General features: G+C 51.4%; 11 protein-coding genes. 1 reads left to right on the forward strand and 10 read right to left on the reverse strand.

Translation table 11 applies throughout. The features are described 5' to 3' along the window. Window positions 1-10: 10 nt before the first annotated feature. The 10 genes from lpxK to AC07UY_RS10285 all read right to left on the reverse strand — a co-directional run bounded on the left by lpxK (window position 11) and on the right by AC07UY_RS10285 (window position 12599). A complete protein-coding gene (gene lpxK / locus AC07UY_RS10240; protein ID WP_494659496.1) occupies window positions 11-988 on the reverse strand; it encodes a tetraacyldisaccharide 4'-kinase in 978 nt (325 codons plus the stop codon). Further along, window positions 985-2733 carry a lipid A ABC transporter ATP-binding protein/permease MsbA gene (msbA, locus tag AC07UY_RS10245; RefSeq protein WP_203358281.1) on the reverse strand — a complete coding sequence of 583 codons (1749 nt, stop codon included), beginning with the start codon at window positions 2731-2733 and terminating at the stop codon, window positions 985-987. The genes lpxK and msbA overlap by 4 nt, the downstream gene beginning before the upstream one ends. Window positions 2734-2769: 36 nt before the next feature. Continuing rightward, window positions 2770-5034 carry a ComEC family protein gene (locus AC07UY_RS10250; protein WP_494659494.1) on the reverse strand — a complete coding sequence of 755 codons (2265 nt, stop codon included), beginning with the start codon at window positions 5032-5034 and terminating at the stop codon, window positions 2770-2772. 218 nt (window positions 5035-5252) lie between these two features. Continuing rightward, window positions 5253-5537, reverse strand: a complete 285-nt coding sequence (gene ihfB / locus AC07UY_RS10255) for an integration host factor subunit beta (protein ID WP_002463068.1) — start codon at window positions 5535-5537, stop codon at window positions 5253-5255. A gap of 160 nt (window positions 5538-5697) precedes the next feature. Next, a complete protein-coding gene (gene rpsA / locus AC07UY_RS10260) occupies window positions 5698-7371 on the reverse strand; it encodes a 30S ribosomal protein S1 (RefSeq protein ID WP_004860074.1) in 1674 nt (557 codons plus the stop codon). Window positions 7372-7484: 113 nt separating this feature from the next. Further along, window positions 7485-8168, reverse strand: a complete 684-nt coding sequence (gene cmk, locus AC07UY_RS10265; RefSeq protein ID WP_203358283.1) for a (d)CMP kinase — start codon at window positions 8166-8168, stop codon at window positions 7485-7487. Window positions 8169-8337: 169 nt separating this feature from the next. Continuing rightward, complete coding sequence (gene loiP / locus AC07UY_RS10270) at window positions 8338-9105, reverse strand: metalloprotease LoiP (RefSeq protein ID WP_203358284.1); 768 nt, start codon at window positions 9103-9105, stop codon at window positions 8338-8340. A 144-nt stretch (window positions 9106-9249) separates the two neighbouring features. Next, window positions 9250-10533: a 3-phosphoshikimate 1-carboxyvinyltransferase gene (gene aroA, locus AC07UY_RS10275; RefSeq protein WP_494659493.1), complete on the reverse strand. Its 1284-nt coding sequence runs from the start codon at window positions 10531-10533 to the stop codon at window positions 9250-9252. Window positions 10534-10603: 70 nt separating this feature from the next. Next, window positions 10604-11692, reverse strand: coding sequence for a 3-phosphoserine/phosphohydroxythreonine transaminase (gene serC / locus AC07UY_RS10280; RefSeq protein WP_494659492.1), 1089 nt, complete (start codon window positions 11690-11692; stop codon window positions 10604-10606). A gap of 214 nt (window positions 11693-11906) precedes the next feature. After that, the gene (locus AC07UY_RS10285; protein ID WP_494659491.1) at window positions 11907-12599 is read right to left on the reverse strand and encodes a DUF421 domain-containing protein; all 693 of its coding nucleotides are present in this window, start codon (window positions 12597-12599) and stop codon (window positions 11907-11909) included. Between the two features lie 136 nt (window positions 12600-12735). On the opposite strand from AC07UY_RS10285, the gene ycaO reads away from it, so the two are divergent. Beyond that, window positions 12736-14496: a 30S ribosomal protein S12 methylthiotransferase accessory factor YcaO gene (ycaO, locus tag AC07UY_RS10290; protein ID WP_494701130.1), complete on the forward strand. Its 1761-nt coding sequence runs from the start codon at window positions 12736-12738 to the stop codon at window positions 14494-14496. Window positions 14497-14893: the final 397 nt, after the last annotated feature.

The following is a 14893-nucleotide window of genomic DNA, read 5'->3' on the forward strand; positions in this document are numbered from 1 at the left end:
CCTGATTCAGCTAACGAACCAGCGAAATGAGTTGCTTAAGCAAGGCATCCGGTTCTTCACCAGACAGCTGAGCATCAACAGGCAAATACCACCAGTTATCGTCTGCAAACGAGCGGCACTTAACGGCATCCTTTTCCGTCATCACCAGCGTCTGACCTTCGGTGAGTAATGCGTTGACGTCACCGTAACTGAGCGACTGATGATCTGCCAGCGCCACGCATTTTTGCGGATGTGCGCCGCATGCGTCGAGTGTCGCAAAGAAACGGGGAGGATGGCCGATGCCCGCCATAGCGACAATATTACGCAGTTGCGCCACATTACAGCGTTCACCGGTGCGCAGATTGACTGCAAGGCCGGGTTCCAGAAGCATGGGAATTTCACCCGATTCAGCAACGCCGCCATTAACAATAACTGCATCCACCGATTTAAGCCGACCCGCACGCTCGCGCATCGGGCCTGCCGGCAGCCACCAGCCATTGCCAAATCGGCGAACACCGTCAACCACCACGATTTCTACATCACGCGCCAGACGGTAATGTTGCAACCCATCATCGGTCACAATAATTTGCACATCATGATGAGCCAAAATGGCTTTTACCGCATCGCAGCGATTGGGCGAAACGGCAACCGGCGCGCCGGTACGTTGAGAGATCAGAACCGGTTCATCACCCGCTTCCGCTGTCGTGGTCTCGTGTGTCAGGAGCAACGGATAGGATGGCGCCTTACCACCGTAACCCCGTGAAACCACCCCCACGCGAATACCACGCTGCTGGAGCTGTTCAACCAACCAGATAACGACCGGCGTTTTACCGTTGCCACCCGCCGTCAGATTCCCCACGACAACGACCGGCACTGGCGCACGCCAGGTTTGTTTTAATCCCAGCCTGTAGCACAAGCGGATACTCCCGCTCACCAGGCCGTATAGCCAGGAGAGTGGGAGTAATAGCCGCCATAAAGGCGACTCACCGGACCAGATGCGTGCGATCATTGACCAAATTGCATTCTGTGCAACTGAGCATAGACACCGCGATGTTCCAGCAGGTCAGTATGGGTTCCACGTTCAACAATCAGCCCGTCTTCCACCACTACAATCTCATCTGCCTGTTCAATAGTGGAGAGGCGGTGAGCAATAACCAGCGATGTACGGTTTTTCTGTAGTTCGTCCAGCGCAGCCTGGATCGCACGCTCCGACTCGGTATCCAGCGCGGAAGTGGCTTCGTCCAGAATCAGAATCGGACTGTCGCGCAGCAGAGCACGCGCAATCGCAATACGCTGGCGCTGACCGCCAGACAACAGGACACCGTTCTCACCAATGACTGTATCCAGACCGTCATCCATTTTGTTGATAAAGTCCATCGCATACGCCATACGTGCAGCCTCTTCGATCTGCTCGCGGGTGTACACCTCATTACGTGCGTAGGCAATGTTGTTAGCGACGGTATCGTTAAAAAGATGTACGTTCTGTGAAACCAGAGCAACCTGGTTACGCAAGGATGCCAGCGTATACTCACGCAGGTCATGCCCGTCCATCAGGATATGGCCTTCATCAATGTCATAAAAACGGGTGATAAGACTGGCGATCGTCGATTTCCCTGAGCCTGAACGCCCGACTAACGCCACGGTTTTACCTGCCGGAATATTCAGACTGATATTACGCAGTGCAGGCACTTCACGTCCCGGGTAGGTGAAGGTGACGTTGCGGAATTCCAGGTCGCCGCTTGCACGTTCAATAACACGCTTACCTTCATCTTTCTCTTGCTCGCTGTCCAGAATCGCAAATAGTGTCTGGCATGCCGCCATCCCACGCTGGAACTGTGCGTTGACGTTGGTCAGAGATTTCAGCGGGCGCATCAGGGCAATCATGGATGAGAAGACAACGGTGATCGTCCCTGCGGTCAGGTTTTCCATGACGCTCGGGAAGCTGGCCGCATACAGGACAAAGGCCAACGCCAAAGACGCAATCAGCTGAATGATGGGGTCAGAGATAGCAGAGGCCGACACCATCTTCATCCCCTGCATACGCATTTTATTGCTGACTTTGTCAAAACGTTTGGTTTCGACTTCCTGACCACCAAAAATCAACACTTCTTTGTGGCCTTTCAGCATCTGCTCAGCACTGGTCGTGACCTGCCCCATCGTGTTCTGCATGTTTTTACTGATGCTACGAAAACGCTTAGAAACCACGCGAATCGCAATTGAGACAACGGGCGCCAGTACGATCAGAATGATCGACAGTTGCCAGCTGTAGTAGAACATCAAGACAAACAGACCGATAATCGAGGCCCCTTCACGCACAACGGTGATCAGCGCCCCAGAAGAGGAAGATGCGACCTGCTCTGAGTCGTAGGTAATGCGCGAGAGCAAAGTGCCTGTCGACTGCTTATCAAAAAAGGAGACGGGCATCCCCATCATATGGCCGAACAAGCGACGACGTATTGTCATCACGACCTTACCTGACACCCACGAAAGACAGTAGCTGGAGACATAGCTGGTGATGCCACGTAATACCATCAGACCAATCACCACCAATGGCATCCAAAGCAGCACCGAACGGTCTGTTTTACCAAAACCTTCATCCAGTAACGGCTTCAGGAGCGATAACATGAAGGTATCGCTCGCTGCGTTGAGGATTAACGCCACACCCGCCACGATCAGGCCCAATTTGAACGGCGCAATGGTTGGCCACAGTCTGCGGAATGTCTGCCACGTAGAGAGATCTTTATCGTTATGCATTCAAAAAACCAGCATTTGTTGAAATAGCCGCATATTCTACCCGTTATCCTCTGACACGCCAAACCACTGATGATACCAACGAGGTAAAATTTGCTCCCGCAGACTGCGTATTCGCCAACCTTGCGAGGAAAAGATAAGCGAAATCTGCCCCTGATGCGGCGTATCCAGCCATTGATATCCCTGCTGACGGTATCGCTGCCTGACTTTCCGTGACGGCAATCGCCAGGCGTTGTAACGCGATGCCGAGGCCAGCGCCCCCTGCCCCTCAACACGTTGAATTAACGCCAGCGACGAAGACGTATTGCTACCATGGTGCGGAACCTGAATAAATGTCGCCTGTAAATGTTGCCAATAGTGACTTAGCATTTTTTGTTCTGCGCCGGATTCAATATCCCCCGTCAACAGCACACTGTATTTACCGTCATCGACTTTGACGACACAGGAACGGTTATTCCCATTTTCTTTATTACCTTTGATCGGCCAGTGCGCGCGAAACGTCAATCCTTGCCATTTCCACTGTTCTGCCCGAAAACAGGGCTGATGCCCTTCCCATCCTAACGAGCTTCTTATCCAAAGCGTTGGCCAGGCTTTCTGTAATGAGTGCAATCCACCACGATGATCCAGATGTTCGTGGCTGAGAATAATGCCTTCGGGTTTCAGGTTGTGCCAGCGTAGCCAGGGAATGATCAACTGCTGCCCGCTGTCACCCTCCGGCCAGGCTCGCCCGGTATCATAGAGAATAGCCTTGCCATTGCGGGCAATGACCATCGCCAACCCCTGCCCGACATCCAGCATGTGAACCTGCCATTCATCTTTGGGCTCTGTACGCCATACGGGCCAACTGACTAAAATCGCTCCTGCCAGGCATACCCCCGGCCAGGTACGCCAAACAGCAAACCGCCAGGCAATGATTATTAACCAGGGAGACAATGCCAACCATTGCCACCGCTTATCAATACTGATCCAGCCTTCCGGTAAATGGCTGAGCAGCCAAAACAAGAGTGCCAGTGAACGATCGGCCAGATACCAACATCCCTCTTCAATGAGGAGTGGTCCCGTCAGGTGCACCACCATGCCAGCCAGAATGAGCGGGACAGAAATAAATGTCACCAGCGGTACAGCAAACAGATTTGCCAGAAATGCGGTCACACTCAGGCCATGAAAGATCGCAATTTGCACAGGTAAGAGCAACACCGTAATGCCTAACTGCAGATGGATAAGACTCCATATCAAGCGCCCCACGCGTGATACCGAACAGGCTGGAGCAGGACCCCATTGATACCAAAACAGAAGTGCAGCAACCGCCAATGCCGACAGCCACAAACTCTGCGACAAAATGGCAACAGGATCGGCAATAACAATCGCCGCCAGACAACAAAGCCAGACCTCCCATCCACTCCATTGCCGTCCGCTTAATTTAAGTATTCCCCATGCACTCAAGGCAATAACCGTGCGTAATGCGGGTGGCTGCAACCCCGTAAGCCAGGCATAAAACAGGGCGCTGCCGATTCCACCCACAAGGGGAACCGGCCAGCGAATCCACCCCGCTGGCAACACAAATTGCATACCTCGAATAATTCCCCCCGTGAGCAACGCGGCAAAGGCAATGTGCAGACCGGAAATCGCCATCAGATGTGTTGTGCCAGTATCCCGCATGAGGTCTTTCACCTCCTGCGGCACCGACAGACGCTCCCCCATGCCCAGCCCCAGGATAACCTGCTGCCAGGGATAGTTTTCCAGCGAAGCCGTGAGAGAAGACAAGTAACGAGCACGTAAGCTGCACCGGGGGTCGATGACACTTGCCTGCAAAAAACGTCCCGTCAGAGGTTGATGCTGGGCCAACGCATAACGTTGGCTATCGAACCCACCGTCATTCAGTTGACCATGTACCGCGCGTATCTTTAGCGTCATTGCCCACTGTTGCCCGGCGCACACTTCGCCTGGCAAATACTGATCGTTTAAAACGATTCCCACCGCAGGAAATAGTCGCTGCCCCTGCACATGCGTAACTTGCCCATAATGCGTCGTCATATGGTCAGTCGCGGTTATTTGCACAACAGCCTGTTGCGTTGCACCAGGCAATGTATTGCCCGGCCAGAGAGTCTGTTTTGCGGCGAAGATCCCCCACAGAAAGAAGAGCACAGTCAGTGTGACATAACGCGACCAACGCCGGGGAATAAAACAGAATACACACGCCAGAAGGAATACGACGGCGAGATACGGCGTATCCGGTAGTGCGGGTAATAGCAACAGAGGAAGAATGCCAGACAATGCGCACGCACTCACCGTTGTTATTTTCATAGGCACCTCCCTGTTAGAGAAAGTGTGCCGTTTTGTGGTGTGGTTGTCCGGTGGCAGTTTGACAACTTACAGCAAGGATTCCGCTGTTTTTGGATGGCGGCTGAAACGCGCAAATACAAATGCGAAGGGGATTCCAGTTCCCCATCTTTGACGGGGTTCCAGAAACGAAAAAAGCACCTCTACGGTGCTTTTTTCTGGCTCAAGTTTTAAGTTAAAACTTAACCGTAAATATTGGCGCGATCGCGCAGTTCTTTACCTGGTTTAAAGTGAGGAACATATTTTCCTTCCAGATCCACTTTGTCGCCAGTCTTCGGGTTACGTCCGGTACGAGGTGCGCGGTAGTGCAAAGAAAAACTGCCGAAACCGCGGATTTCAATACGCTCGCCCTGCGCAAGAGTCGAGGCCATATGCTCCAGCATCTCTTTCACTGCATCTTCAACCGCTTTCGCGGGAATGTGAGATTGCTGGGTTGCAAGTCTTTCAATCAATTCTGACTTGGTCATGATTCCTCCGGTTCCTTAAAGGCAAAATTAGCTGTTACTGTCGCTGCATTGATTAAGGGCGGCCGTAGCCGCCCTTAGTGCTTGATTACAGGACGAATCCCGCAATCTGTCAAGTAAACTCGTGATACTTCAGAATGAAACACCCCGAAGTTTCAGAGAATTACTCGCCTTTAGCTGCTTTGAAAGCTTCAGCCATTGCGTTGTTGGAGAAGTTTGCATCTTCCTGTTTGTTAACAGTTGCGATTGCATCTTTCTCATCAGCTTCGTCTTTCGCACGAACAGACAGGCTGATTGCACGGTTTTTACGATCAACGCCGGTGAATTTAGCTTCAACATCGTCGCCAACGCTCAGAACCAGAGTTGCATCTTCAACGCGGTCACGGGAAGCTTCAGAAGCGCGCAGGTAACCTTCAACGCCGTCAGCCAGTTCTACGGTTGCGCCTTTAGCGTCAACTGCAGTGACTTTACCGTTTACGATTGCGCCTTTCTTGTTCAGTGCAACCCAGTTGTTGAACGGATCTTCTGCGAGCTGTTTAACGCCCAGAGAGATACGCTCACGTTCTGCGTCAACCTGCAGAACAACTGCTGCGATTTCGTCGCCTTTTTTGTATTCACGAACTGCTTCTTCGCCTGCAACGTTCCAGGAGATGTCAGACAGGTGAACCAGGCCGTCGATGCCGCCGTCCAGGCCGATGAAGATACCGAAGTCAGTGATAGACTTGATTTTACCTTCAACACGGTCGCCCTTGTTGTGGGTTTCCGCGAACTGCTGCCATGGGTTGTTTTTGCACTGCTTCAGACCCAGGGAGATACGACGACGTTCTTCGTCGATATCCAGAACCATAACTTCCACTACATCGCCAACGTTAACAACTTTGGACGGGTGGATGTTTTTGTTGGTCCAATCCATTTCGGAAACGTGAACCAGGCCTTCAACGCCTTCTTCGATTTCAACGAAGCAGCCGTAGTCGGTCAGGTTGGTCACGCGACCAGTCAGTTTGGTACCTTCCGGATAACGCTTAGCGATAGCTACCCACGGATCTTCGCCCAGTTGTTTCAGGCCCAGAGATACACGGGTACGCTCGCGGTCGAACTTCAGCACTTTAACAGTGATTTCGTCGCCCACGTTTACGATTTCGCTCGGATGCTTAACGCGTTTCCATGCCATGTCAGTGATGTGCAGCAGGCCGTCAACACCACCCAGATCAACGAATGCACCGTAGTCAGTGAGGTTCTTAACGATACCTTTAACTTCCATGCCTTCCTGCAGGTTTTCCAGCAGCTGATCGCGTTCTGCGCTGTTCTCGGATTCGATAACGGCACGACGAGAAACAACAACGTTGTTACGCTTCTGGTCCAGCTTGATTACTTTGAACTCAAGCTCTTTGCCTTCCAGGTGCAGCGTGTCGCGAACCGGACGAACGTCTACCAGAGAACCTGGCAGGAACGCGCGAATACCGTTCAGCTCAACAGTGAAGCCACCTTTAACTTTGCCGTTGATAACACCGACTACAGTTTCAGCTTCTTCGTAAGCTTTTTCCAGCGTGATCCAAGCTTCGTGACGTTTAGCTTTCTCACGGGACAGCAGAGTTTCACCGAAGCCGTCTTCTACTGCATCCAGTGCAACGTCAACTTCGTCACCAACCTGGATTTCCAGCTCGCCCTGGGCGTTTTTGAACTGCTCTGCCGGAATGGCAGACTCAGATTTCAGACCGGCGTCAACCAGTACGATATCTTTGTCGATAGCAACAACAACACCACGAACGATGGAACCCGGACGGGTTTCGATTGTTTTTAAGGATTCTTCAAATAGTTGAGCAAAAGATTCAGTCATGTTTAATCTTCAGGTTTCATATTTAACGTCCACCTGGCTCCATGCCGGATGGGGTTGTTTAACATACCCGCTGTCATTCCATTGCAACGGGGGTACTGCAAATTCGGTCGCGTTTAAGCGAGTGCCAGTTTTTGGCGCGCGTATTGTAACGCTTTTTCAATCACTTGCTCAATGCTTAATCGGGTAGAATCCAAAACTAAAGCATCAGCAGCGGGAACCAGCGGCGCTACAGCACGATTACGATCGCGATCGTCGCGTTCTTTGATCTCGGCCAAAAGGCGATCAAAGTTAACACTAAAGCCCTTCTCCTGCAACTGAAGCATACGGCGATGAGCACGTTCTTCAGAAGAGGCGTCAAGGAAAATTTTTACAGGCGCATCAGGGAATACCACCGTGCCCATATCTCGTCCGTCAGCGATCAAACCAGGCGCATCACGGAACGCGCGCTGACGGCGTAGCAACGCTTCGCGAACGCGTGGAAAAGCCGCCACTTGAGAGGCGGCATTGGCGACGTCCTGAGTCCGTATTTCGCCACTTACATCTTCCCCTTCCAGAATCACTTCCAGAGTGCCGTTCGTTGAGACAAAACGGACATCCAGATGAGATGCCAGCGGTACCAGCGCGTCTTCAGAGGTTACATCGACATGATGATGTAACGCAGCCAACGCCAGTACACGATAAATCGCACCAGAGTCCAACAGATGCCACTGCAATGCTTCCGCCATTGCTTTGCACAAGGTGCCTTTACCTGCACCGCTTGGGCCATCAATGGTAATTACCGGGGCAATTGCTGTCATCTTTATCTCCTTAAAGGCATACCGTTAACGTGAACGCCGCGCATTATACGCGTCTGTACGACGGAAAGTGAGTATTGCTTGCAAATTACGGGCAACAGGAGATGGAATGCAGAATAATTACGCAATTATAGCGGGCTGAGAGGGTATCAGCCCGGAACATGACAAACTTTTACTTTTTATCCGCAGCGATACGTTCGCGGATATGTTGCGCACGTTCGGTTGATGGCGGGTGGGAATCGAACATCGATTTAGCATGACCCGAATCCATGGTTGCCAGCTTATCAAAGCTGCCGACTAACCCTTGCGTGCTGATACCGCGTTTTTTCATCAGATCGTAAGAGAAATCATCCGCTTCTGACTCTTTATCACGCGAGTATTTGGCATTGATTGCCCCGGCAGCAATATCGCCAAGCTGAGATTGAGAAAGCTGAGCCGCTACGCCGCTGGTGGCGGAGATAGCGTCGCGTGCGGCAACGATAGCGTAAGATGCTTTCATTTCTGCCAGCGAATGCCCCAACGCGACGTGACCCAGTTCGTGGCCCAGAACGCCTTCGATTTCATTGTCGTTCATCATGTCCATCAGGCCGCTATAGACACGTACGCAGCCGTTTGCCATCGCCCAGGCGTTAACATCACTGGTCATGTATACCTTATAATTTACCGGTGTACCGTTGATGTTATTACCCAGCGCTTTGGCGATTTTGGCTAAGCGTTTGCTGTATTTGCTGGACGAACTGGCCATTTGATTTTGGCTATCCAGTTCCTGACAACCCTGGTTCGCCATCGCTTTAGCATCGGCATCCGTCAGCGTCGCTGCTTTGTAAGCAGACAACCCTGAACTTACCGCCATATTGGTGTCGATACCGTGTGTATTCTGACAGCCACTCAGCAGCGCGGCGGAAACGGCCAGTGCCAGCAGTAATTTTACATTTTTCATGTGAATCATCCGTTGATTAAACATAATTTCTATAAATATTAATGAGTTATAAAAGCACACGGAGATTAACATTGTTGCGAACGGCTAAAAAGTCCGAAAAAAAACGCCGACTCAAGGTCGGCGTTCATCACTCATTATTTATGATTACGCAAGCGTACTAATTCGCGTCAGTTGTTCGAAATAATCCGGGAAGGTTTTGGCGGTACATTTAGGATCAAGAATCGTTACCGGCGTGTCGGATAACGCCACCAGCGAGAAGCACATCGCCATGCGGTGGTCGTTGTACGTGCCAATCTCGGCGAACTGTAATTGAGCCGGCGGTGTGATGCGAATGAAATCGTGCCCTTCTTCCACTTCAGCGCCCACTTTACGCAGCTCGGTCGCCATTGCAAATAAGCGATCGGTTTCTTTCACACGCCAGTTATAGATATTACGCAGCGTCGTCGTGCCTTTCGCAAACAATGCCGCTGTTGCAATGGTCATTGCTGCATCCGGGATATGGTTCATATCCATATCAATGGCATTTAATTCACCCCGCGTGCAGGCAATAAAATCGTCACCCCAGGTTACCGTCGCGCCCATTTTTTCTAGCACATCGGCAAAACGAATATCGCCCTGCATACTGTTACGGCCAATACCGGTTACCTTCACCGTTCCACCTTTAATGGCGCCTGCCGCGAGGAAATACGATGCGGAAGAAGCATCGCCTTCGACAAGATACGCGCCCGGAGACAGATACTGCTGCCCTCCCTTGACGACAAAACGCTGGTAATTCTGGTTCTCAATCTCAACGCCAAACGTTTTCATCAGATTCAGCGTGATATCGATATACGGTTTAGAAACCAGTTCACCCTTGATAACAATCGTCGAATCTTGCGGCGCCAGCGGCGCGGTCATCAACAATGCGGTGAGAAACTGGCTGGAAACACTGCCGTCAACCTCAACCTGCCCACCGGTAAATCCACCGCGAAGACGTAACGGCGGATAGTTTTCCTGCTCCAGATACTCAATATTCGCCCCGCCCTGACGCAAGGCATCCACAAGGTGTCCAATTGGACGTTCTTTCATGCGCGGTTCACCCGTCAGCACGATATCGTTCGTTCCCAGGCACAATGCTGCCGCCAGTGGGCGCATGGCGGTTCCCGCATTACCGAGAAACAGTTCCAGCGAACCTTCAGCCTGTAACGCGCCACTGTTGCCGTTGAGCTCACAGCGGGTACGATCGGCAGACAGGGTGTAATCAATCCCCAGCGCACTTAGCGCATTGAGCATATGGCGAACGTCATCGCTGTCCAGCAGGTTAGTCAGAACAGTGGTGCCGCGTGCTAACGCCGCCAGTAACAAAGCGCGGTTTGACACACTTTTGGAACCAGGCAGATTAATGGTGCCATCGACCCGCGCGATGGGTTGTAACGTCAGGGATTCCATGAAACTCAACTCTCAAAAACAGAAATAAAAACCCCACAGGCAAGCTGTGGGGATGAAAAAGTACCGCCAATTAACCGCGACGACGCTCGAAATCGATCATGAAATCGGTCAGCGCTTTAACGCCTTCAAGCGGCATGGCGTTATAGATAGAGGCGCGCATTCCCCCCACCACTCGGTGGCCTTTCAGCGCATGTAAACCTGCTGCAAATGACTCCTCCAGGAAGAGTTTATCCAGCGCGCTATCAGCCAACTGGAACGGTACGTTCATGCGGGAGCGGTTAGATTTCGCCACATCGTTACGATAGAAATCACTGTTATCAATCACGCCATACAGCAGTTCGGCTTTTTGCTGATTGATTTTATCCATCGCGGCCACACCGCCCTGCTCTTTCAGCCATTTGAAGACCAGGCCAGAAAGATACCAGGCGAATGTCGGCGGTGTGTTGAACATGGAGTCGTTCTCGTTCAGCACGCTGTAATCAAGGATAGACGGGCAGGATGTATGCGCTTTGCCCAGTAAATCTTCACGAACGATCACAATCGTCAGACCCGCAGGACCGATATTTTTCTGCGCACCGGCATAAATCACCCCGTAACGGGAAATATCCAGCGGTGTAGAGAGAATTGTCGAAGAGAAATCGGCGGTTACGACCACATCAGACGCAAAATTCGGCGTTTCATTGATCGCGATACCGTCGATGGTTTCGTTCGGGCAGTAGTGCAAATAGGCGGCGTTATCGGACAACTGCCATTCGCTCATTGGCTTAACCGCACGCAGACCGTCAACGGTGACTTTGGCGTCAATCACATTGGGGGCGCAGTATTTTTTGGCTTCTTTAATGGCGCTGGCAGCCCAATATCCGGCGTCAACATAATCCGCCGTTGTTTTATCGCCCAGAATATTGAGCGGAACAGCGGCAAACTGACCACGGCCACCGCCATGGCAGAACAAGACTTTGTAGTTAGAGGGGATGCTGAGGAGATCGCGAAAATCTTTCTCTGCTTCCTCTGCGACCTGGATGAACTCTTTGCCGCGGTGGCTAATTTCCATTACCGATGTGCCAAGACCCTGCCAGTCACAGAGATCCTGTTGCGCCAGTTTAAGCACGTCTGCCGGTAGCATTGCCGGACCTGAACTAAAATTGAAGACCTGAGCCATTTCCCCTCACCACGTTGTATTGTTTTCAACTCAACATCCCGTCAGTTGCGAACAGCAGAACGACAGACATTGGATATATGTTATTGCTGTGGATATCGGTTTTATCATTCAGTGACACGCGCCGCAATGGGTAAAACTGACCGGCGCAAAAATGCGCGTTGTATCACACAACAGAATCTGTCGGTTTGTCGGGTTAAAACCGATATTTTTGCTGTCAGACGATCCGTTTTGCCTGACTGGCCCTCGACCATTCTGGATTTGCACAGCGTGGACATAATTGATGATCGCCAGCTTTCATCGCTACCACTTCGCTGCAACGCACACAGGCGTAGTCCCCCGCCTCGGGAACAACTTTAAATCGCTGCGTACACTGTTTAGGCAAAATGCTGAGTCCAGACTTCACCTCTTCGTCGGCAAAAAAATAGACGCTAATTTGCCCATTGATTTCGAGGATAGCGAGTTTCACCTGCCCCAGTTGTTCAACACCATTTAGACGCAACTCCATAAAGAACTCAAACTCGGTCATATTCGCCCGCCCGAGCTTCGACCAGGCCAGTTCACCGTCCTCAATGATCACCACGGGTTTGCCTTCCAGCATATCTTCCAGTTTCTCACTGTGCGCCATCAGCCACATGACCAACCGATAAAGCAAGGCCAGCGAGAGAAAAACGACCAGCACCGGGAGCAGCGGAACATCATCATAAAACGCGACATCTCCGGCGGCCGACCCCAGGGTCAAAATGATCAACACTTCAAAGAGCGACATCTGCCGTACGCCACGGCGTCCGGTCATCTTCAGAAAAAGAAACACCAGAACAAAGGTATAGAAGCTTCGCAGCGCAACTTCCCCCAGAAACTCCAGCGGCACGTTATCCAGCGCCATACGTTGCCAATCAAACGCCTTCATTTTTATGCCCTTGCGCGGGTGAGTTTTGTAAAAGCATAGTCAATACTTTTATTTACGCCGAAGGCCCGGTGGCGATAGCGCCATGCCTGGAAAACCCGTATCATTGCGCGCTTTCCGTACGACAAAAGTGATTTTCATGACGCAAACATTTATCCCTGGCAAAGACGCTGCTCTGGAAGATTCCATCGCTCGCTTCCAGCAAAAACTGCTCGACCTTGGTTTCCATATTGAAGAGGCCTCCTGGCTGAATCCGGTGCCAAACGTCTGGTCTGTGCACATTCGCGACAAAGAGTGCGCGCTGTGCTTCACCAACGGTAAAGGCGCAACCAAAAAAGCGGCACTGGCCTCCGCGCTGGGCGAATATTTTGAGCGTCTGTCCACGAACTATTTCTTTGCTGATTTCTGGCTCGGCGACACCATCGCCAACGGTCCGTTCGTACATTACCCGAACGAAAAATGGTTCCCGTTAACCGAAGACGACGACGTTCCTGAAGGTCTGCTGGATGCGCGTCTGCGTGCGTTTTACGATCCGGATAACGAACTGACCGGAAGCATGCTGATTGACCTGCAGTCCGGTAACGAAGAGCGCGGCGTCTGCGGTCTGCCGTTTACCCGCCAGTCTGATAACAAGACCGTGTATATTCCGATGAATATTATCGGCAACCTGTATGTCTCTAACGGGATGTCCGCCGGTAACACACCGAATGAAGCGCGCGTTCAGGGGCTGTCTGAAGTTTTTGAACGTTATGTGAAGAATCGCATTATCGCGGAAAGCATCAGCCTGCCGGAAATCCCTGCCGATGTGCTGGCGCGTTATCCGGCGGTAGTCGAATCCATCGCGAAGCTGGAAGCCGAAGGTTTCCCGATTTTCGCTTATGACGGTTCATTGGGCGGCCAGTATCCGGTTATCTGCGTGGTTCTGTTCAACCCAGCCAACGGCACCTGCTTCGCCTCCTTCGGTGCGCACCCGGACTTCGGCGTGGCGCTGGAGCGCACGGTCACCGAACTGTTGCAGGGTCGCGGTCTGAAAGATCTTGATGTGTTCACTCCGCCAACTTTTGATGATGAAGAAGTGGCTGAACACACCAACCTCGAAACTCACTTCATCGATTCCAGCGGTCTGATCTCCTGGGATCTGTTCAAGCAGAATGCCGATTACCCGTTCGTTGACTGGAATTTCTCCGGCACCACGGAAGAAGAATTCGCGACCCTGATGGCTATCTTCAATGCTGAAGATAAAGAAGTGTACATCGCCGACTATGAGCACCTGGGCGTTTATGCCTGCCGTATCATTGTGCCGGGCATGTCTGACATCTACCCGGCCGAAGATCTGTGGTTAGCCAACAACAGCATGGGTAGCCATCTGCGCGAAACGATCCTTGCTCTGCCGGGTAGCGAGTGGGAAAAAGAAGCCTACCTGAATCTGATCGAACAACTCGACGAAGAAGGTTTTGACGACTTTACCCGCGTACGCGAACTGCTGGGACTGGCAACCGGGCCGGATAACGGTTGGTCTACGCTGCGTATTGGCGAGCTAAAAGCAATGCTGGCGTTGGCAGGCGGCGACCTTGAGCAGGCGCTGATCTGGACTGAGTGGACGATGGAGTTTAACGCCTCTGTCTTCAGCGCTGAACGTGCGAACTACTACCGTTGCCTACAGACATTACTGCTGCTGGCGCAGGAAGAAGATCGTGAACCTCTGCAATATCTGAATGCCTTTATTCGCATGTATGGCGCAGAAGCCGTTGAAGCGGCAAGCGCGGCATTGAGCGGCGAATCGGCGTTTTATGGGTTACAGGCGGTTGACGGCGACTTACTGGCTTTCCCATCGCACCAGTCTCTGTTGAAGGCCTATGAGAAGCTGCAACGTGCAAAAGCCCTCTGGTGGTCAAAATAAAACCGAATAGCATACTCTAAGTAGGCTTGAACACTCGGTTGAGCTATATTACGGGGCGCTTTTAGTGCCCCGTTTTACTTATTTTTGCCTAACCAAAAATAAATGTAATGACAAGGTTAAATATTGGTAGTTGATATTACATAAAATAATGCGTAAGTGTTGCTATATATGTCAATTACTCCATTTTAATTAACTGCATTTCCAGAGGTCCAGAGAAAAAATTCAACTCACATTATAACTTTTAAAATTTATTTTTATTTTATAAATCAATTAATTACATCGCAATCGTGCAAAAACCATGCGACTTGAAGGCCTATAAGCCAGGTGAGATATGATCTATATCAAATTCTCATCTATAATGCTTTGTTAGTATCTCGTCGCCGACTTAATAAAGAGA

This window comes from Citrobacter sp. GW821-FHT02E08 (genome assembly GCF_059421685.1).

What these genes read in the sequence shown, in the direction of transcription:
- rpsA (WP_004860074.1), bottom strand. Translation starts at nt 7,371, where the DNA reads ATGACTGAATCTTTTGCTCAACTATTTGAAGAATCCTTAAAAACAATC.
- lpxK (WP_494659496.1), bottom strand. Translation starts at nt 988, where the DNA reads ATGATCGCACGCATCTGGTCCGGTGAGTCGCCTTTATGGCGGCTATTA.
- serC (WP_494659492.1), bottom strand. Translation starts at nt 11,692, where the DNA reads ATGGCTCAGGTCTTCAATTTTAGTTCAGGTCCGGCAATGCTACCGGCA.
- loiP (WP_203358284.1), bottom strand. Translation starts at nt 9,105, where the DNA reads ATGAAAAATGTAAAATTACTGCTGGCACTGGCCGTTTCCGCCGCGCTG.
- ihfB (WP_002463068.1), bottom strand. Translation starts at nt 5,537, where the DNA reads ATGACCAAGTCAGAATTGATTGAAAGACTTGCAACCCAGCAATCTCAC.
- cmk (WP_203358283.1), bottom strand. Translation starts at nt 8,168, where the DNA reads ATGACAGCAATTGCCCCGGTAATTACCATTGATGGCCCAAGCGGTGCA.
- aroA (WP_494659493.1), bottom strand. Translation starts at nt 10,533, where the DNA reads ATGGAATCCCTGACGTTACAACCCATCGCGCGGGTCGATGGCACCATT.
- AC07UY_RS10250 (WP_494659494.1), bottom strand. Translation starts at nt 5,034, where the DNA reads ATGAAAATAACAACGGTGAGTGCGTGCGCATTGTCTGGCATTCTTCCT.
- ycaO (WP_494701130.1), top strand. Translation starts at nt 12,736, where the DNA reads ATGACGCAAACATTTATCCCTGGCAAAGACGCTGCTCTGGAAGATTCC.
- AC07UY_RS10285 (WP_494659491.1), bottom strand. Translation starts at nt 12,599, where the DNA reads ATGAAGGCGTTTGATTGGCAACGTATGGCGCTGGATAACGTGCCGCTG.
- msbA (WP_203358281.1), bottom strand. Translation starts at nt 2,733, where the DNA reads ATGCATAACGATAAAGATCTCTCTACGTGGCAGACATTCCGCAGACTG.